Source organism: uncultured Pontibacter sp. (assembly GCF_947495565.1).
Classification (GTDB): domain Bacteria; phylum Bacteroidota; class Bacteroidia; order Cytophagales; family Hymenobacteraceae; genus Pontibacter.
The window spans coordinates 278,598-296,857 of record NZ_CANLZM010000002.1 but is presented as its reverse complement, the minus strand read 5'-3'; the positions used below and the strand labels follow the sequence as shown (position 1 = coordinate 296,857).

The following is an 18,260-nucleotide window of genomic DNA, read 5'->3' as shown; positions in this document are numbered from 1 at the left end:
TTGAGAGTTGTTGCGGCCTTTTACCCATGCTTATACTATCTCTGCTCAAAGACAAATCCAAAATAACCTGTACTTATCCACAATTGTGAATAAGTAGTATGTGGATATGTGGATAATGTTAGTCAGTAAGTGCTGCTAATAGTTAGAAGTAAGGCTTCCATGATGAATGGATTGCTGTGTTATAGCATATTTTATGCCTTAACATGAAGAAGATGAAGAAGATAGGATGTTATAATATTATCCACAGTGCAATGTGGAAAGTGTGGATAAGGCAGCAGAACGAAAAACATCTGAAAAAATTTTACAACTTAGTGCAACCTTGCCAATAGAGGTGTGTCTTTAGTGCAGAGATTGGGAAAGGGGGCATGAGAGAACATTACAGCATGTAAATGCTAAAACCGGTTAAGCATAAAACTTTGGAAAAACTTGGCTATAAGGATGTGAACCACCAGGTGGTAGAACGCTGCAAAGGCGGCGACCACAGGGCACAGTATGAGCTTTACAAGCTATACTCCAAAGCCATGTTTAACGTGAGCATGCGCATTACCAATGATTACGCCGAAGCCGAAGATGTGCTGCAGGAGGCATTTGTGAGCGCCTTCAAAAACCTGCACAACTATAAAGGCGAGGCAAGCTTCGGAAGCTGGCTGAAGAAGATCGTGATTAACGCTGCCATAAACGCCATCCGAAAACGCCGCTCAGAACTGGTGCCGATGGATGAACGGACACTGGCGGATGTGCCGGACGAGGTAAACGAGGATGACTCGGAGTGGCAGGTGGAGCAGGTGCGCCGCGCTATACAGAAGTTGCCAGACGGATACCGTGTTGTGCTGAGTTTATACTTGCTGGAAGGTTACGACCATGCGGAAATAGGGGCGGTGCTGGAAATAACAGAATCGACTTCTAAATCGCAGTACAGCAGGGCGCGCAAAAAACTGCTAGAGATTATGAGAGAGCCGCAGTTTGTGGCCTAAGTATAAAGTAGCCGAATTATGACGGAAATTTACCATGAAAGATAAATTAGAAAAGTTTGTTCAAGATAACCGCGAGGAATTTGATGTATTCGAGCCGCGGCCGGAGCTGTGGCAGCAAATATGCCACGAGCTGCCCAAGAACTCACCCGAAAAAGAGGCCAAGGTTATAAAAGTAAGCTTTGGCGAACGTGCCAGCTTTAGCGCAGACTTCTTCTTTATGCGTGTGGCGGCGGCCATTATACTACTCTTAGGCTGTGGCCTTACCATTTTCCTGATGAAGCAGCAAACTCCTGATACCGCCAATACATTAGCTGCTACACAAAGTATAAACGCTGCCGCGCCGGAAAGTATAAATGCCATAGCCCCAGAGCTGCCGGAAGTGGAGGCATACTATGTGAACCAGATCGAAGCTAAGAAATCGGAACTGAGCGAGTATGACCTGAAAGTGCTTGGCCTAGACGAGCAACAGATAATAGACAAAGAACTGGCTCGCCTCGACAGCAGCTATGTGCAGCTTAAGCAGCAACTATACACCACCCCGAATACCGATGAAATAGTAGGAGCCATGATCCAGAACCTGCAGATACGGATCAAGGTGCTGAACCGTCAGTTGGAAGTACTCCAGAGCCTGGAGCAGATTAAACAACAACCTATTCAAGAACCACAAAACGATGATACCTCAAATGTATAACACTTTACGCCTCATGCTGGTGCTGACACTGGCACCTATGTTGGCTGTGGCTCAGGCCAAAGACCACACGCCTTGCCCTGATGTAACCGTAGACCTTTCGAGCTTACAAGCGCTACATGAGCTGAAACTGGAGAGTTTAGCCGACTTGAAGGAGCTGAAGCATCTGGCCGTGCTCGAAAACCTAGCAGAACTGAAACACCTAGGCCAAATTAACCAAAACGGAAACCTTAGTGCAGAGGCAGCCATGTATGATGCTGAAAAGCGCAAGACAGTAGACAAAACCTTTAAGGTTAGCAGCAAAGATGCGCTAAAGATCGAAAACCAATGGGGCAAAGTGCACGTGAACACTTGGGATAAAAATGAAATTCGTGTGAAAGTAGACGTTATCGCCCGCGCTGAAACAGACTCCAAAGCTCAGGAGATACTGAACAATATACAGATTCAGGAGAGCCGCGAAGGCAACACCTATTCCTTCCGTACCCAAAAGCAACCGATGCGCATAAACGGGCATAACAGCAACAAAAGTTTGGAGATTAACTACACGATCTATATGCCAGCGGAGAACGCCATTGCCGTTAAAAACAGTTTTGGCGATATCTACTTGGCCTCTTTAAAAGGTAAAGTAGATGTGGACTTGAAGTACGGCAGCCTGAAATGCGACCGCCTGACAAACACTGGCAATACAGTTAAACTGGCCTATGGCTCCGGCAACTGCGGATACATTAACGGAGGAAACATTAGTGTGGCTTACGCCGACATGAAAGTAGCAGAAGCCGGAGGTTTACAAGGTTCCTCAAAGTTCAGTGATTTTAGCGTGGGCAGCCTGGAAGATGTAATTGAAATGGATGTGCAGTACGGTTCTTTTAAGGTAGATAACATCAGCAAAAACATTCGCAAAATTTCTCTGGACAGCGGCTTTACCCCTTTAAGCCTGAACTTTGCCGACAATACCAATTTCAACTTTAATGTAAATGTGCAGTTCGGTAACTTTAATGTAGATAAGTCGTTGGTAACAATAACATCGCTCGAAAAGGGCTATACCTCAGCCGAATACAAAGGCAGGTTTGGAGGTACATCGCCAAAAGGAGTGGTAAGCATCAACTCTAAGTATGGCGATGTAAAGTTTACGAAATAGAGAAAAAGCATTTAAAATAGTTTGTTTAAGGTGAATGGAAGAGCTGGCAACCGCCGGCTCTTCCTGTTTTTATGCGTACCGGAAAATCACTGTTCATTAATATGTATATTTGGCTATGGCAAAAAACAACGAACTTTTTAATTCAAGCAAGGCGCCGGAGCCGGTGGGGCTTTACCCGCATGCGCGGCGCGTAGGTAACCTTCTGTTTCTCTCGGGAGTTGGGCCACGGGAGCGGGGCACCAAAAAAATTCCGGGAGTAGAATTAGATGAGCAGGGCAACATTTTGAGTTATGATATAGAAGCACAATGCCACTCAGTGTTTCGTAACGTGCGCGCCATACTAGAAGATGCCGGCTCTGGCTGGGAAAGCCTAGTAGACGTAATCGTTTTTCTAACAAACATGAAAGACGATTTTGCTACTTATAACCGCTTGTATGCAGAATATTTTAAAGATAACCAGCCTTGCCGCACCACCGTGGAGGTTAATAAACTGCCTACACCCATTGCCATCGAGCTGAAGTGCATTGCTATGATTGACTAACAAGTATAAATAGCGCTAAAGAAAATATTTGTGAGCGAAAGCAGAGAAAAATTATACCTCGGCAGGGCCACTGGCTTTGCTGAGCAGGAGAAAAAAGCCGCCTCTACTTCCAGTGCCGTTTCGTGGTTGCGGGTAGGGGTGTTTGTGGCTGGCGTTGCGCTGGCGTACCATTTTTTTAATACCGGCAACAACACCGCTGGTGCCTTTGCCATACTTGGTTTTTATGCGTTGTTTGTGCTGGTGATGCGCTGGCACAGCAATCTGGATTTTCGGTTTCAGCAACTGCGCCTGCTGCGGCTGGTAAACGAGCAGGAGGTGGAGCGGCTACAGGGCAACCTGAAGAACTTTGATGGTGCCAAAGAGTTTATAGACGATCATCACCCATATACTTCGGATCTGGATATTTTTGGGCAGAACTCACTTTTCCAGCTGCTAAACCGCTCTGTAACCAGCATTGGCAAGTATAAACTGGCTAGTTGGTTACGCAAGGCGGCATCTCCGCAAGAGGTGCAGCAGCGGCAGGAGGCAGCTGCAGAACTGGCCGCTCCCGAGCAGCTAGACTGGCTGCAGGAACTGCTGGCCCTGCCCATGCATTACAAGCATGGTACAGAGTCGGCGGCTGGTTTTATACATTGGTTTAAAGATAAAGCCTTTTACAAGCAGCATGCCTGGTTAAAGCCTCTGCTCTTTATACTTCCCCTCCTTACGTTGGCGGCTATTGCGGCCTGGTTCTATGGCATGAGCGGTTGGGTGGCAGTTGCTTTTCTGCTCGTGCAGTTTATGCTGGCCTATCGGTTTAGGGTAGAGCGCGACGAGTATTACGAAAAGAGCATCGGCATTTACGAGGCCATGCGCAGCTATAATAAACAGCTACAGCATATAGAGCAGCACCAGTTTGCCTCCGCAAAGCTGCAGCAGCTGCACCAGCAACTCACTTCAGATGGCAGCAAGTCTTCGGTAAGTATAAACAAACTTGCCAACATCATCGATTTCTTCTCCTGGCGCCTGAGTACGCTAATGGCCTTTTTCCTGAACACGGTGCTGATGTGGGATTTCGTGTGGATGTACCGGCTGGAAAACTGGAAGGAGCAGCGCCTGCAGCAACTGGAGCAGAGCCTGGCCGTACTGGCCGAGATTGAGACACTGGCAAGTATAGCGGCTTTTCAGCATGCGCACCCGCACTTTGCCGTGCCGCAGCTCAGCCAAACTCCGTTTCTGTACCAGGCTTCAGCCTTGGCGCACCCACTTATTTTCTCCGTTAAACCTGTCGCCAATGATTTTGAGATGCAGGGCATTGGGCATACCATTGTTATTACAGGGTCTAACATGTCCGGCAAAACTACTTTTCTGCGGACGGTAGGTATAAATATGGTGTTAGCACTGATGGGCGCACCGGCCTGCGCCAAAAGTATGGCCGTGGCTCCGGCACAAGTATACACAGCCATGCGAACAGCAGATAATTTGGCCGAGAACACTTCTTCGTTTTACGCCGAGCTGAAACGCCTTCGCGTCTTGTTAGAGCTTACGGAGCAGGGGCAGCCGGTCTTCTACCTCCTCGACGAAATATTGAAAGGTACCAACTCCCGCGACCGCCACCTTGGAGCTATGTCGCTGATAAGGCAGCTGCACAAACGCAATGCCTCAGGCCTCATCTCCACCCACGACCTGGAGCTTGGTGCCATGGAGCAGGAACTGCAGGGCAGCGTAGAGAACTACAGCTTCAACAGCGACATCATCGGCAACCAGATTAACTTTGATTATCAACTTACGCCGGGGCTCTGCCGTAGCTTTAACGCCAGCAAACTCATGCAGCTAATGGGCATCGAGATTGAGGAGGAAGCCTGATTATCTGACAAAGGTATTTTTGATACAGAACAAAAGCTTACTTTTTAAATTCCCCCTCGGAGGGGCAGAGGTGGGTTTATACTTGTACCGATTTTATACATTCATATATCAATCATTTAGCACCATAAACTATGAGAGTAGTAGCCGACATTCCAAACCCGCACGTGAAAATCACGCTGCACTCCTACAACGGCAAGTATATCCTGAAACTGGAGAAAGCCAACCTGGAGCAGATCTATAAAATTGAGGAAACCGAAGTAATGGGAGACGAAGGAGCAAAAGCCTTATTAGATGAAGAGTTTATCGAAGCTGTCGTGAACCGATTTGTAGATATGCGCGATGCTTTTGTGAGCACTATCAGGCGGAATGGGTGAGGGATGGGATTTAGATAATGAGTTAGCAAGCAGGATCAGTCTATGACAGACCAAGTTTTGACAGGTTTATATCAGAGTCAAGCGTTTGAAGAGCTTATAACTTATTATAACGAGCAGCTTGCCAGAGATAAGTCTAATTTCATCTATTACGGGGCAAAAGGTAAAGCACTGTTAGAACTGAATCAGTACCAGGAAGCTATTTTAGAACTTTCTGTTGCACTGCAGCTAAACCCAAAGTATAGTATAGGTTTTTATAATCGAGCTCTGTGCTACTTTGAACTTGAAAAGAATGAGTTAGCCATACTTGATTTTGAAGCTGCCCAAACTTTAGATTCTACAGTTGAAAGCTATATGCTAATTGGGTTGGCTCATTTTTACCTCTATCAAGATAAAGAAGCGATATCTAATTTTAGTCTATATTTAAAAAATCAACAAGATAATCAGGTACTAAAGTGGAGAGCAGAAGCATATTATAACCTCGGCCAAAATAGACTCGCCCTTAAAGATTATGAGCTTGTTCTGCTTTCAGAACTTAATGAACCTGGCAACTTAAAACAGTTAGAAGAAATCAATTATGCCGGTTTGTTCTCTTTTAAAGATGAAACTACTACTACTCTAAAAATTGAGCAACATAATTTTATACTTTGCCCACATAGTATTTACAGTGCATTTTATCTAAATACTAGTGGAGTTTATATTTTGCAATTTGTTAATAACGAGTATTACGTTGGGCAAACTGTTAAATTGCTAAATCGCCTTAGAGCACACCAGAAAGTTTATATTGATATACTACATGTTTATTTTAGACCTGTAGCTGCCGCAGACTTACTAGCTGAAGAAACAGCAACTATTTCTTTACTAGAATCAAACCAGTTTCGAATTAGGAATCTGAAACAAATAGAGTTCAACAGTTTATTTAACTCTAACCAGCAAAAAGAATGGCTTAATGATCTTGAGTTTAACTTTATAGCAGGCAATAAGTTTGATAATAATACTGTAAGGAAAAAGTATGAAGCTAACTTCATTTCTTTCAAGAGCAAGCCTTGCTATAATGATTTTATACTTCTTGTATCAGAGTACATTAAACGATCTATTCCTAATTATTTAGCCAGCGAGTATAATTACTGGAGTATATCCTGCCTCCCAAAGTATTTAGCGAAGGAAAATTGTATATCTAGGATAAATATTAACTCAATTCCTGTTTTATCAGTTTATCTTAATTTTGATAATTCGCTGACAATGATGTTATGTATCTCCAAATTGCCTTTTATGGTTTATCTGAATGAGTATGGAGGTTTTGAGAGTGTTTTTGATAGTATACCTTCACTTAAATTAGGAATTAGAGATACGTTTGAGAATGCGGAAGGAGATGAACTTATACTTTTTATAGATCAAGCAGATTTTTTGAATGCGTTGAATAACGAAATAATTCTGAGAGCTATTAGGATGATTAATTTAAGGATGATGAATAAAACCGGTAAAGAAATTAAGTATAGGCGAACTGTATCTCATTGTTTGGATCTTTCTGATATTCTTGTCCAAAACATCAAAAGCTAGTCTTACCACATAAAAAAAGCCCCTGATTTCTCAGGGGCTTTTCTTTTATATTTTCAGCTGAAATTAACCGATAGCTACACGCTTGAACTCAGTTACAGTCATGCCTTTGTTAGTGTTGTCAAGCAGCTTGGCTACAGAAACAGAAGGGTCTTTTACGAAGTCCTGGTTCAACAGGGTATTGTCTTTGTAGAACTTGTTCAGCTTGCCCATCGCGATTTTCTCCAGCATAGCCTCTGGCTTGCCTTCGGCACGCGCCTGTTCTTTACCAACCTCAATCTCACGCTCAACAGTAGCAGAGTCAACGCCGTCTTTGTCAACCGCGATTGGCTTCATGGCAGCAATCTGCATCGCTACGTCTTTACCAACTTCAGTTACATCAGTACCACCAGTGTTAGTCAGGCCTACAAGTACACCTAATTTACCATTAGAGTGGTTATAGTTTACAACTTTCTCAGCAGTTACGTTCTCGTAAGAGATAACATCGATCTTCTCACCGATTTTACCCATCAGATCAGTGATGTGGTCCTGCAGCGAACGACCGTCAGCCTGAGGAGCGGCAAGCAGCTCTTCTTTAGTGGCAGCGTTAGCAGAAACAGCAGTTTCCATAGCAGCTTTCGCCAGGTTCTGGAAATCTTCTACTTTAGATACCGGCTCAGTTTCGCAAGCCAGGGCAATTACTTTACCGTTCGTACCGTCTTCGCTTACATGTGTCAGCACGATACCTTCAGAGGTAGCGTTATCAGCACGCTTGCTAGCGATTTTCTGACCTTGCTTACGAAGAATATCTTTAGCTGCTTCAAAGTCGCCGTTAGCTTCAGTAAGCGCCTTCTTGCAGTCCATCATACCGGCTCCGGTTTCCTGACGGAGTTTGTTAACGTCTTGTGCTGTAATAGCCATCTTTTTATAATTAAGAATTACGAATTAATAATTAAGAATCTACATTAATCGAGTTTAGGAAGCCAGGGCATATACTTGCTTTTATAGCGTTACACTTCCGTTATCTTTCCTAAACCCCTAAAACAAACTGAACATTGAAGCGAAACGTGCCCAATGTTCAGTTTGATATAGTGCAATATGAATTACTTCTTATTGCTCGTCAGCTTCTTGCTTCGCTTTGATGCCTTCTTCTTCAGAACGCTTGCGCTCAGTTTCCTCTTTGTCAACCTTACGCTCAGACAGACCCTCTTCGATAGCCTTACCCACGATCGATACGATCAGGGAAACAGACTTAGAAGCGTCATCATTTGCAGGGATTGGGAAATCTACCAGCTCTGGGTTAGAGTTAGTATCGCAAACCGCGAATACTGGCAGGTTCAGCTTGTGAGCTTCTTTTACCGCGATGTGCTCACGCTTAACGTCTACAATGAACAGAGCAGCTGGCAGGCGAGAAAGGTCGTTGATACCACCTAATACTCTGTCCAGTTTCTCACGCTCACGAGAAAGCATCAGCTTCTCACGCTTCGCCAGTGCTTTAGACTGCTCTGGGTCTTTCATCATTTTGTCGATGGTAGACATTTTCTTCAGAGACTTACGCACAGTAGCGAAGTTTGTAAGCATACCACCTAACCAACGCTCAGTTACGTAAGGCATTTTCAGGCGACGAGCCTCTTCTGCCACGATCTCTTGCGCTTGCTTTTTGGTAGCTACGAATAAAATCTTACGACCAGACTTTGCGATGTTCTTGATAGCGGCAGTAGCCTCATCAAGCGCAACTAAAGTTTTGTTAAGGTCAATAATGTGGATTCCGTTTTTCTCCATGAAAATGTATGGAGCCATTTTCGGATCCCACTTGCGGGTAAGGTGGCCAAAGTGAACACCTGCCTCAAGTAATTCTTTATAGTTAGTACTTGCCATGTTGTTGATACACCTTTAATATTAACGTTTGCTGAACTGGAATGAACGACGAGCTTTGCGCTTACCGAACTTCTTACGCTCCACCATACGTGGGTCACGCGTTGTGAAGCCCTCTTTCTTAAGAGCTGACTTGTTCTCGGCGTTCTCAACTACCAGTGCTTTGGAGATAGCAAGTCTAAGTGCTTCAGCCTGGCCGCTTACACCACCACCTCTAAGATTGGCTTTCACATCGTACTTGCCAATAGACTCTAAGGTTTGAAACGGCTGATTCACAATAGTTTGAAGTACTTCGCTAGGGAAGTAATCCTTGATATCTCTACCGTTAATAGTGATATTCCCTTGCCCGGCCGTCATGTAGATACGAGCCACCGAGGTTTTTCTTCTACCAGATGTATTGATAACTTCCATTAAATTAGATATTGAGGGTTAATTCTTTAGGCTGCTGAGCTGCAAATGGATGCTCGCTTCCTGTGAAAACATGAAGATTTCTGAACAGCTCGCGACCTAGTGGGCCTTTAGGCAACATGCCACGAACTGCACGCTCTACAAGCAGTGTAGATGATTTAGCCTTTAGCTCACGTGGAGAAGTTCTCTTCTGACCGCCTGGGTAACCAGTGTGCGTCAGGTAGTACTTCTGATCCCACTTACGGCCTGTGAAACGAGTTTTATCAGAATTGATAACGATCACGTTGTCACCGCAGTCAGCGTTTGGCGTGTACGAAGGCTTGTTTTTGCCTTTTAGGATCTTGGCGATTTCAGACGCCACGCGACCCAAGCTTCCTTGCCCTGCATCAACAATCACCCAGCCTTTGTTGGCTGTCTTCTTGCTGACATTTAGGGTCTTATAACTTAAATGATCCATTTTTGGTGGTAGTAAGCGATTTATTTATTGATTTATGTACTTTCAGTTCTTCGAAAATGGACACAAAGATAGAAGCTATTTATTTGATATGCAATAGTTCTTAAATAAAATGCTGAAAGAGAGAGGGTAAAGCAGCTCGTTTTATGCTCTTCAGTTTGCCGCAGCCTGGGGCGCTTTTGCTCTGTAACCTGATAGTCGTAAATCAGTTAATACAAACAAACTGATACGCCGTCACGAACCAAACCTAGACATGATGAAAGCCATACTTGTAAAACAACCGGGAGGACCCGAGCAGCTAGCGCTTGGGAATTACGAGCAACCGCTGCCCGAACCTCACCAACTGCTGGTAAAAGTACACGCTACTGCCTTAAACCGTGCAGATACGCTGCAACGCCAAGGAAAATATCCGCCTCCTAAGGGCGCAAGCCCGCTTTTAGGGCTAGAGATTGCCGGAGAGGTAGCAGAGGCAGGTATAAACTGCACCCGCTTTAAAAAAGGAGATAAGGTGTTCGGGCTGTTGCCCGGAGGCGGTTATGCAGAATACGCCGTTATAGATGAGGCCATGGCAATGCCGATGCCCGCCAATCTAAGTATGGAAGAGGCTGCAGCCATACCTGAAGTGTTCCTGACGGCGTGGCAGGCACTCGTGTGGCTAGGTAAATTGGGGTCTGGGGAGCGGGCGTTAATTCATGCTGGGGCAAGTGGGGTGGGCACAGCTGCCATACAATTGGCTCGTGCGTTAAAAGCTGAAGTGCTGGTGACGGCATCACAACAGAAACTACAGGCTTGCCTTGACTTAGGCGCCCAGAAAGCCATCGATTATAAAAAAGCGTCTTTTAACGATGAGGTGCTGGCTTATACAAATAATGAGGGGGTAGATGTGATTGTGGACTTTATTGCCGGGCCATACTTTAACCAGAACCTCGACTGCCTGCGCCTGGATGGCCGATTGGTTATACTTGCCAGTTTGGGAGGCGGTAAGGTAAGTGAGGTGGACTTGCGTAAAATCCTGACAAAGCGCCTGCAGGTGATGGGGTCTACGCTGCGTTCCAGGACAAAAGATTATCAGGTGAAATTAACTGAAGACATGAGCCGCTTTGCTTTGCCGCTGTTTAAGGAGGGGAAGCTTAAGCCTGTTATTGATTCTGTTTATAGTTGGGAGGAAGCAGCTGAGGCGCATCGATACATGGAGCAGAATAAGAACATCGGTAAAATTGTGCTGCGGGTAAGTTGATTGTGTGCTAAAGGAGCGTTTTGTGAAAGACAAAGTATGAAACTTGTTAGCCAATGCAATGCTAAACCTGCCACATAAGCTGATCTGAAACTTTGTCAAAAGTTGGTAGTCTTTCAGCCCTGGCGAACCCTAGTTAAAGTATAAAAGGACAAAAGAAGTATGGAATTCCTGCCTCTTTTGTCCTTTTATACTTTGTGCCCTTTATTTAAAACTAGTGCGCCCGTAACTGTTTTACGAGTACTGCAATATCTTTCGGGTAAGGAGCCTCTATTTTCACCGGTTCCCCATCAAGCAGAGTAAAGCCGATGTTAAACGAGTGCAGCGCAAACCGCTTGATCAGGGGCAGTTCTTCCGTATCTTTTTTAAGGTTGTAGCCACGTTTCAGGTTGCTCAGGTAAACATTTTCGCCTCCGTATAACTCATCACCTACAATAGGGGCATTTAAGTAAGCCAAATGCACACGTATCTGGTGCAGGCGGCCTGTTACAGGCATACACTCTACCAGAGTATGGCGGGAGTAGGTTTCCAGCGAGGTGAAGTATGTTTCGGCCGGCTTTCCCTTCGGATTTAAATGGGCAACACCTTTTGCGTTTGGCATGATAGCCCTGTTCACTAGCTGGTCTTCAAACTTGTGCACGCCCCACGCCACCGCATGGTATACTTTATAAACCTGGCGGTGCTCAAACTGCATAGACAGGTGGCGGTATGCCTCAGGGTTCTTAGCAAACACAAGGCAGCCCGATGTGTCTTTGTCCAGGCGGTGGCAGGCCTGCAGTTCAGGGTTATGCTGCTTGGCAATTTTAAGCAGGTTGGTAGTGTTAGGAGTGCGGTCCTCCAGCGTAGCCAAAAAAGGCGGCTTGTTAACTACCAGGTAGTCCTCATTTTCAAATATGATCAGGTCTTTAAAAACCGGGTACTTCATGGGTTATTATACTTTGTTCAGGCATAGCCATACGTTGTAGCCGTGCATCCTGCAAAGATACGTATTTTAATTGTTGGTTGTCAGTTGTTAAATTGTTGAAGGTGATCCTGGAAAAGTCAATAGTGTTTTCTGGCTGTATCCTCTCAAAAGGAGCTACCTATAAAGTTTGTTGGAAGCGAGAATACATGAGCCTTGGAAGCTAGTAACAAACAATCCAGCCATCAACAACTTAACAATTAAATATCTTTCGCCTTCTGCAGCTTGAAGCGTAGCGTCGTACCTTTGTTTACCTCACTTTTTACAGCTATAAACGAGCGGTGCGCCTCCACAATATGTTTACAGATGGCAAGGCCGAGTCCGGTGCTGGAAGTGTCGCGGGCCCGGCTTTTGTCTATGCGGTAGAAGCGCTCAAAGATGCGATTAATGTGCTCCTGCGCAATACCTTTTCCGTCATCCTTCACCGTGATTGTAAACTTCTTTTTACCTTCATCAAACATAACCCAGATGTTGCCGCCCTTTCGGCCATACTTGATGGCGTTATCAATAAGGTTGGTAAATACCTGGCGTATGCGGTTTGGGTCTGCAAAGAGCATGATTGGCTCATTGGCCTCTACATGCAAGGTGATTTGTTGCTGGGCTGCCTTCTGCTCTAGCTGCTCCGCCACTTCGTGTGCCAACTGCGACACATCAAAATTGCGTTTTGCCATCTTTACCACGCCTTTCTCAAACTGAGAGATGCTGATCAGATCCTGCACCAGCGCATCCAGCCCGTCCAGGCTTTTAGCGGCTTTTTCCAGGAATCGCTCCCGCACCTGAGGGTCGTCCATGGCACCATCCAGCAAAGTATGAATAAAGCCCTGAGCAGCGAAAATCGGTGTTTTTAGCTCATGCGACACATCAGCAAGAAACTCGCGGCGCATTACCTGCAGGCGCTTCAGCTCATCAATTTCCTGCTGTTTGCCCTGCGCAATCATATATATATCGTCCTTTATTTTAGTGAGAGGGTCAGCGGAGAAAGTAGAGCGGCTTTCTGCTTTCTTAAAGTCCTGTCGCCTCAGCTTCTCCAGGCTGGAGTATACGTTTTTCACCTCCCTGAAAACAAGCGCCTCATAGGAAAGGTGGACCAGCACAAAGCAGCAAACAAACACAATAGCCAGCGCCACAATAAAACCATGCGAGGAAAAATAACTGGCTAAAGCAAGAAAGGCGGTAAGCACAACTGCTACCGCCAGTGAGGTTAAAAGGGCAAGCGTACGGGAATTTACATTCATGTATTAGTCGGTGTTAAACTTATAACCCACTCCTTTGATGGTTTTTATGTTTTCTTCGCCTATTTTTTCACGCACTTTACGCACGTGTACGTCCACGGTGCGGGCAATTACATACACATCATTACCCCAGATGTTGCTGAGCAACTCCTCGCGGGTGAAAACCTTGTTAGGCGTAGCGGCCAGAAAAGCCAGCAGCTCAAACTCCTTTTTAGGGAGCGTAATTTTATCGGTGCCTTTGTATACCGCAAAACTGGTACGGTCTATCCGCAGGTCGCCAGCCTCAATTACCTTATCCTGTTCTTCCTGCTGTGCATCACGGCGAGCGAAGGCAGCCAAACGGCTAAGCAAGGCGCGCGGTTTTATGGGCTTGGTGATAAAGTCATCGGCGCCTGCCTCGAAGGCGGCTACTTCTGAGAACTCCTCAGAGCGGGCAGTCAGGAAGATAACATGCGTGTTTCGGAAATCCTCTATTTCGCGCAGTTGCCGGCAGGCAGCAATGCCATCCATGATAGGCATCATCACGTCCATCAGAATAACATCCGGCTTTATGAGTTGAGCAACGTCTATGGCTTTTTTGCCGTTGTCAGCGGTGGTTACCTCATAACCTTCGCGAGTAAGGTTGTACTGTAGCAATTCTACGATATCCGGATCGTCATCTACTACAAGGATTCTGTAATTCGATGCTGTTTGCACGGTTCAGGGGGCTTAGTTTAGCAAATCGGCAAGCACTTGCATCAGGCAAGGCTGCTGTGTTTCCTCTGTAAAGATATCATACATTATAGCATTTCAGGGTAGTGTTACCAAATCATAATATAATGTTAACAATTATTTAAACTTATGTATTCAGTAGCTGCATAAAAAAAGCCAGCGCTTTGGCTGGCTTCACTTTAGTTTTTAGCGAATATGAGCTTGTTCTTGAGGTTCTTGTAATCGTAAAGGTTTACTTTTACAGAGCCTACAAACATCTCGGCCTGTATGAGCACCGGTATCTTGTTTTTGTCATCAGAGAGATACACGGTTATTGAGTTCTCGCCTTTAAACATTTCGTTTTTAGGCATGCGCGGCACAAGTTTTATGGCTTTAATGTCGCCGGCTTTGGTGCTTACTACTTCTCGGCCCCGATACTCTACCTCCATATTAAAGTTTTCCTCATCAAAAAAGCCTTGTACATTGGTTCTGTCGCCAACACGCATATTGTCATAGTTCAGGGTGCGCAAGTAGTAAAAGCCGCTCACAATGTCCTGCACATTATCGGTTACTTTATAGGTTTTCTTCTCAACCTTCTTTGATTTCTTCTTCTTCTCTACATGCACTTTGTTGCTGTAGTGGTCAAAATCTACAGTTTCTCGCTTGCGGTAATTTCCTTCTTCTATATTACGGAACGAGCGCTGCGGCACAATGGCAGCCGTGTCTATGTATGATTGCCAAGTGTCCCGGATTCTTATAAAGAGGTCGAAAGAACTGTTTGTTTTGCCGTATACAGTGGCTTTATAGCAGGCACGGTTGTTTACGGTATGCAATTCGGGAGCTACATCTATCACGGCCTCGGCTGCGGTAATAGGGCCATAATGCACTTTATACTTGAGTACTTCGCCCGTGCTAAAGCTGTTGTTGGGCAGTTGTCGCATCCTGTCCTTTGTGGCAAAGCCAAAAATGACGAGCGAAATTAGTAAGAGTGCGGGGGAAAACTTTTTCATCATAAGTGCCTACCATTTAGGTGAGGGTGTCGTTACCTGTTTTAATCAAGTTTTGTACCAACTCTTTCCTAAGGCTTAAGTTATATAATCTACATTTGCTATTCAACTGATTTTAAATAAAAAAGGTGCTACCTTGGTAGCACCTTTTTTTACTTCAGATTGGGGAATAAAGTTCATTCAGCAGTTGCTGCGGCATCGTCTAGTGCGGCTGCCACCTTCTCAGGCTCTCCTTTTACAATAGCTCTGATTTTGCCTTCTATCTCTTCCATCAGCTCCGGGTTGTCCAGCAGGATTTGCTTTACACCGTCACGGCCCTGGCCCAGCTTATCGCCGTTGTATGAGAACCATGAACCAGATTTGTTCACAATGCCTAGCTCAACGCCAAGGTCCAGCACCTCGCCAACTTTAGATATACCTTCGCCATACATAATGTCGAACTCAACTACTTTGAATGGAGGCGCTACCTTATTCTTCACTACCTTTACGCGGGTGCGGTTACCAGTAATGTTGTCTGCGCTCTCTTTGATTTGGCCCACACGGCGGATGTCGAGGCGAACAGAGGCGTAGAACTTAAGTGCGTTACCACCAGTGGTTGTCTCCGGGTTACCGAACATCACACCGATTTTCTCACGAAGCTGGTTGATGAAGATACAGGTACATCCTGTTTTATTGATGGTACCAGTTAACTTACGCAGTGCCTGCGACATTAAACGTGCCTGCAGACCCATTTTGCTGTCACCCATATCGCCTTCCAACTCGCCTTTCGGTACAAGGGCAGCCACGGAGTCAATCACGATGATGTCAATCGCGCCAGAGCGAATCAAATGGTCCGCAATCTCAAGCGCCTGCTCGCCGTTGTCGGGCTGAGATATTAAAAGATTTTCTGTATCGATGCCTAATTTCTGGGCGTATAATCTGTCAAATGCGTGCTCTGCATCTATAAATGCTGCCAAGCCGCCTTTCTTTTGCGCCTCAGCAATGCAGTGCATAGTAAGCGTAGTTTTACCTGAAGATTCAGGGCCGTAAATCTCTACGACGCGGCCACGTGGCAAACCACCGATACCCAAAGCAATATCAAGACCCAGCGAACCTGTGGAGATGGCCGGAATGTCCTCAACCTTGTTGTCGCTCAACTTCATTACGGTGCCTTTTCCGTATGTTTTGTCGAGCTTGTCCATGGTCAGCTGCAGGGCCTTTAGTTTTTCGTTGCTTACGCTCATGTGTGTTTTCTTAATTAACTTTATATTGAAGGTGAAATTACAAATTCGGAGCCAATCTACAAAATAGTTTGCAAGTATTTTGCTAATTTTTTTAGCTGTTTAGCGCCGTCTGATTACAACATAGCTGCACCTGTTTTTGTGCCATTAGAAACCCTTTTTTATGTCTTTTCTGAAAGTTTTTTTTCTAGTGATTTTGCTGACTTTAAGTTGTTTTGCGCAGGCGCAACTGAACAATAAAGCATTGCTTCAGCAAGTGCCTGTGCAGGAGCAAAATGCTAATGATATTAGGATTAGTGTACAGGCGCTGGGCTTTCTGAAGAATAACGAATACTTTAACAAAATTGCCGACGGTTATACTTTGTTTGGCTATCAACTCAACCCAAAACTCAGTTACCAGCCCACAGCCAACGTGCGCGTAGAGGCCGGAGTGCTGCTCTGGAAAGACTTTGGTGCTTCAGGTTATGAAGAGATTGCGCCTACTTTTACCATAAAAGTGCAGCGGGAGCAGTGGGAGCTGCTGTTTGGCACCCTGGATGGTAACCTGAACCATGGCTACATAGAACCGCTATATGATTTTGAACGCCTCATCCTGAACCGGCTGGAAAACGGTATACAGTATAAACTAACTACGCACCGCCTGCGCCTGGACGCCTGGGCTGACTGGGTGAACATGCTGTACCGTGGCGAGAACGATCAGGAACAGGTAAACGGCGGCGCGGCAGTCTCCATACTTTTGCTGGAGCAGGAGGGGCGAGGCAACCTGGCCGACAGTTTATACTTGTCGTTGCCGATTCAGTTTATCGCGCAGCATAAAGGCGGCCAGTTTGATGCTTCTGATCTGCCGCTCACAACTGTTGCCAACGCAGCTATTGGCCTGGAACTGGAAAAGAAGTATAACCGGCGCGTGTTGCACCGCCTCTACACCAAAAATTACATTGTCGGGTTTAAAGATTTTTCCAATGAGCTGCAGTTGCCTTATGAGCAGGGACGTGGTTTATACTTTAACATAGGTGCTGACACTAAATATCAGGATGTGATGCTGAGCTACTGGCGCGGAGATGGCTATATATCCGAAATGGGCGGCAGGCTGTACCAATCGGCTTCTTCTACTTTTAAAAACCCGGATTACCTGGAGCAGAAGCGGGAACTGCTTATACTTAGGCTGATGAAAGACATTGAACTTATTGATGACCTGAACCTGACCTTACGGCTTGAGCCTCTCTGGGACTTCAATAATCCAAAGCTGGAGTTCTCCAGTGGCTTTTACCTCAACTTTAACGCAGACTTCTTTTTAGCCAAGGCAAAACGGTAACATACATAAGTATACTTCTTAGCTCCTGTACCCGCTGCTGGCAAGTATGGCGCAGCCTCTTCAGCAAAAAAATAGCTGCTGCTAAGTATAAACTTGTTCTATGAAAGTTAGACTACAACCGTAGAATTGGCTTCTTGTTGCTGCAGCACTTCTTCATAATCCTGGCGCGTGATGCCGTAGTAACTAAGGTCGAGCAGTTTGTTGGAGTCTGCCCCTCGGTAGTCGCTGCGTAAAGTGCCTTCCTTCAAAAAACCACAGCTCAGGGCCAAAGATCCGTAGCTTTCGTTTGCAGTGGTGCAGCGCAAGTATACTTTGTTCATGCCCAGCGGCCCAAATGCAAACCCAAGCACCTCTTCTAACGCCTCCTGTGCCAGTTGCCTGGTAGCGGGCCATGCGGCAAAGTATAAGCCAAGCTCAGCCTTGGGTATAGAGCGGTCCAGGTTTTTTAAGGCAATGTCGCCGATGTATTGATTGTCTGCTTTCTGCCAAACGCCAAAGTCGAATGTGCGCCGGTTCTCCCAGTCAGTGCGTAGCTGCTGTACCTGCGAGCGAGCGTCATCGAGTGCCCGCACTCGTGCCAACCGGCCAGAAAATGCCGGGTTCAGGTGTACTAAGTTTTCCTGTAGCAGGCGCATAAAATCGTTTTCGTCTCCCTCCTGGTAGGGGCGCAGCAACAGGTGGCGTGTTTCCAGTTGCTCATCAAGTGCATCAGAAAGAGTGTTGTAAAGGTAGCTCATGTTACATGTGCGTCTATTGTGTTTATAATAAGGA

Annotated in this window: 19 protein-coding genes; 9 read left to right on the top strand and 10 right to left on the bottom strand. The window is 45.7% G+C overall.

What is annotated here, in order from left to right; translation table 11 throughout:
- Positions 1 to 416: 416 nt before the first annotated feature.
- From Q1B04_RS03580 to Q1B04_RS03550, 7 genes are all read left to right on the top strand, one after another.
- Positions 417 to 974: an RNA polymerase sigma factor gene (locus tag Q1B04_RS03580; protein WP_299755619.1), complete on the top strand. Its 558-nt coding sequence runs from the start codon at positions 417 to 419 to the stop codon at positions 972 to 974.
- Positions 975 to 1,008: 34 nt separating this feature from the next.
- Positions 1,009 to 1,665: a hypothetical protein gene (locus tag Q1B04_RS03575; RefSeq protein ID WP_299755616.1), complete on the top strand. Its 657-nt coding sequence runs from the start codon at positions 1,009 to 1,011 to the stop codon at positions 1,663 to 1,665.
- Positions 1,658 to 2,800 (top strand): hypothetical protein, encoded by a 1,143-nt coding sequence (locus Q1B04_RS03570; protein WP_299755614.1) that lies wholly within the window; start codon positions 1,658 to 1,660, stop codon positions 2,798 to 2,800. Before Q1B04_RS03575 ends, Q1B04_RS03570 begins: the two co-directional genes overlap by 8 nt.
- Positions 2,801 to 2,915: 115 nt before the next feature.
- Positions 2,916 to 3,341, top strand: coding sequence for a RidA family protein (locus Q1B04_RS03565; RefSeq protein ID WP_299755612.1), 426 nt, complete (start codon positions 2,916 to 2,918; stop codon positions 3,339 to 3,341).
- Between the two features lie 30 nt (positions 3,342 to 3,371).
- Entirely contained in the window at positions 3,372 to 5,186 is a 1,815-nt protein-coding gene (locus tag Q1B04_RS03560; RefSeq protein ID WP_299755610.1) for a DNA mismatch repair protein MutS, read from the top strand.
- Positions 5,187 to 5,317: 131 nt separating this feature from the next.
- Positions 5,318 to 5,560 (top strand): hypothetical protein, encoded by a 243-nt coding sequence (locus tag Q1B04_RS03555; RefSeq protein ID WP_299755608.1) that lies wholly within the window; start codon positions 5,318 to 5,320, stop codon positions 5,558 to 5,560.
- 42 nt (positions 5,561 to 5,602) lie between these two features.
- Positions 5,603 to 7,117, top strand: a complete 1,515-nt coding sequence (locus tag Q1B04_RS03550) for a hypothetical protein (RefSeq protein WP_299755605.1) — start codon at positions 5,603 to 5,605, stop codon at positions 7,115 to 7,117.
- 63 nt (positions 7,118 to 7,180) lie between these two features.
- Here the strand turns inward: Q1B04_RS03550 and tsf are convergent, their stop codons facing one another.
- The 4 genes from tsf to rplM all read right to left on the bottom strand — a co-directional run bounded on the left by tsf (position 7,181) and on the right by rplM (position 9,833).
- A complete protein-coding gene (gene tsf, locus Q1B04_RS03545; RefSeq protein WP_299755603.1) occupies positions 7,181 to 8,014 on the bottom strand; it encodes a translation elongation factor Ts in 834 nt (277 codons plus the stop codon).
- 189 nt (positions 8,015 to 8,203) lie between these two features.
- Positions 8,204 to 8,971, bottom strand: a complete 768-nt coding sequence (gene rpsB, locus Q1B04_RS03540; protein ID WP_299755602.1) for a 30S ribosomal protein S2 — start codon at positions 8,969 to 8,971, stop codon at positions 8,204 to 8,206.
- A 21-nt stretch (positions 8,972 to 8,992) separates the two neighbouring features.
- A complete protein-coding gene (rpsI, locus tag Q1B04_RS03535; protein ID WP_266050610.1) occupies positions 8,993 to 9,379 on the bottom strand; it encodes a 30S ribosomal protein S9 in 387 nt (128 codons plus the stop codon).
- A gap of 4 nt (positions 9,380 to 9,383) precedes the next feature.
- On the bottom strand, positions 9,384 to 9,833 hold the full coding sequence (gene rplM, locus Q1B04_RS03530) for a 50S ribosomal protein L13 (protein ID WP_299755596.1): 450 nt from the start codon (positions 9,831 to 9,833) through the stop codon (positions 9,384 to 9,386).
- Between the two features lie 253 nt (positions 9,834 to 10,086).
- Between rplM and Q1B04_RS03525 the strand changes: the two genes are divergently transcribed.
- Positions 10,087 to 11,067, top strand: coding sequence for an NAD(P)H-quinone oxidoreductase (locus Q1B04_RS03525; RefSeq protein ID WP_299756195.1), 981 nt, complete (start codon positions 10,087 to 10,089; stop codon positions 11,065 to 11,067).
- A gap of 211 nt (positions 11,068 to 11,278) precedes the next feature.
- Here Q1B04_RS03525 and Q1B04_RS03520 read toward each other — a convergent pair whose 3' ends face one another.
- The 5 genes from Q1B04_RS03520 to recA all read right to left on the bottom strand — a co-directional run bounded on the left by Q1B04_RS03520 (position 11,279) and on the right by recA (position 16,177).
- Positions 11,279 to 11,989 carry an RluA family pseudouridine synthase gene (locus tag Q1B04_RS03520; protein ID WP_299755594.1) on the bottom strand — a complete coding sequence of 237 codons (711 nt, stop codon included), beginning with the start codon at positions 11,987 to 11,989 and terminating at the stop codon, positions 11,279 to 11,281.
- Positions 11,990 to 12,225: 236 nt separating this feature from the next.
- Positions 12,226 to 13,260, bottom strand: coding sequence for an ATP-binding protein (locus Q1B04_RS03515; protein ID WP_299755591.1), 1,035 nt, complete (start codon positions 13,258 to 13,260; stop codon positions 12,226 to 12,228).
- A gap of 3 nt (positions 13,261 to 13,263) precedes the next feature.
- Positions 13,264 to 13,953, bottom strand: a complete 690-nt coding sequence (locus tag Q1B04_RS03510; RefSeq protein WP_299755588.1) for a response regulator transcription factor — start codon at positions 13,951 to 13,953, stop codon at positions 13,264 to 13,266.
- Between the two features lie 194 nt (positions 13,954 to 14,147).
- The gene (locus Q1B04_RS03505; protein ID WP_299755586.1) at positions 14,148 to 14,960 is read right to left on the bottom strand and encodes a DUF3108 domain-containing protein; all 813 of its coding nucleotides are present in this window, start codon (positions 14,958 to 14,960) and stop codon (positions 14,148 to 14,150) included.
- A 170-nt stretch (positions 14,961 to 15,130) separates the two neighbouring features.
- Positions 15,131 to 16,177, bottom strand: coding sequence for a recombinase RecA (recA, locus tag Q1B04_RS03500; protein WP_299755584.1), 1,047 nt, complete (start codon positions 16,175 to 16,177; stop codon positions 15,131 to 15,133).
- Positions 16,178 to 16,337: 160 nt separating this feature from the next.
- Between recA and Q1B04_RS03495 the strand changes: the two genes are divergently transcribed.
- Positions 16,338 to 17,489, top strand: coding sequence for a hypothetical protein (locus Q1B04_RS03495; protein WP_299755582.1), 1,152 nt, complete (start codon positions 16,338 to 16,340; stop codon positions 17,487 to 17,489).
- Positions 17,490 to 17,596: 107 nt separating this feature from the next.
- Here Q1B04_RS03495 and Q1B04_RS03490 read toward each other — a convergent pair whose 3' ends face one another.
- Complete coding sequence (locus tag Q1B04_RS03490; RefSeq protein ID WP_299755580.1) at positions 17,597 to 18,226, bottom strand: GNAT family protein; 630 nt, start codon at positions 18,224 to 18,226, stop codon at positions 17,597 to 17,599.
- Positions 18,227 to 18,260: the final 34 nt, after the last annotated feature.

What these genes read in the sequence shown, in the direction of transcription:
- Q1B04_RS03505 (WP_299755586.1), bottom strand. Translation starts at nt 14,960, where the DNA reads ATGATGAAAAAGTTTTCCCCCGCACTCTTACTAATTTCGCTCGTCATT.
- tsf (WP_299755603.1), bottom strand. Translation starts at nt 8,014, where the DNA reads ATGGCTATTACAGCACAAGACGTTAACAAACTCCGTCAGGAAACCGGA.
- rplM (WP_299755596.1), bottom strand. Translation starts at nt 9,833, where the DNA reads ATGGATCATTTAAGTTATAAGACCCTAAATGTCAGCAAGAAGACAGCC.
- rpsB (WP_299755602.1), bottom strand. Translation starts at nt 8,971, where the DNA reads ATGGCAAGTACTAACTATAAAGAATTACTTGAGGCAGGTGTTCACTTT.
- Q1B04_RS03575 (WP_299755616.1), top strand. Translation starts at nt 1,009, where the DNA reads ATGAAAGATAAATTAGAAAAGTTTGTTCAAGATAACCGCGAGGAATTT.
- Q1B04_RS03520 (WP_299755594.1), bottom strand. Translation starts at nt 11,989, where the DNA reads ATGAAGTACCCGGTTTTTAAAGACCTGATCATATTTGAAAATGAGGAC.
- Q1B04_RS03550 (WP_299755605.1), top strand. Translation starts at nt 5,603, where the DNA reads ATGACAGACCAAGTTTTGACAGGTTTATATCAGAGTCAAGCGTTTGAA.
- Q1B04_RS03555 (WP_299755608.1), top strand. Translation starts at nt 5,318, where the DNA reads ATGAGAGTAGTAGCCGACATTCCAAACCCGCACGTGAAAATCACGCTG.
- Q1B04_RS03570 (WP_299755614.1), top strand. Translation starts at nt 1,658, where the DNA reads ATGTATAACACTTTACGCCTCATGCTGGTGCTGACACTGGCACCTATG.
- Q1B04_RS03495 (WP_299755582.1), top strand. Translation starts at nt 16,338, where the DNA reads ATGTCTTTTCTGAAAGTTTTTTTTCTAGTGATTTTGCTGACTTTAAGT.
- recA (WP_299755584.1), bottom strand. Translation starts at nt 16,177, where the DNA reads ATGAGCGTAAGCAACGAAAAACTAAAGGCCCTGCAGCTGACCATGGAC.
- Q1B04_RS03490 (WP_299755580.1), bottom strand. Translation starts at nt 18,226, where the DNA reads ATGAGCTACCTTTACAACACTCTTTCTGATGCACTTGATGAGCAACTG.
- Q1B04_RS03515 (WP_299755591.1), bottom strand. Translation starts at nt 13,260, where the DNA reads ATGAATGTAAATTCCCGTACGCTTGCCCTTTTAACCTCACTGGCGGTA.
- rpsI (WP_266050610.1), bottom strand. Translation starts at nt 9,379, where the DNA reads ATGGAAGTTATCAATACATCTGGTAGAAGAAAAACCTCGGTGGCTCGT.
- Q1B04_RS03565 (WP_299755612.1), top strand. Translation starts at nt 2,916, where the DNA reads ATGGCAAAAAACAACGAACTTTTTAATTCAAGCAAGGCGCCGGAGCCG.
- Q1B04_RS03525 (WP_299756195.1), top strand. Translation starts at nt 10,087, where the DNA reads ATGAAAGCCATACTTGTAAAACAACCGGGAGGACCCGAGCAGCTAGCG.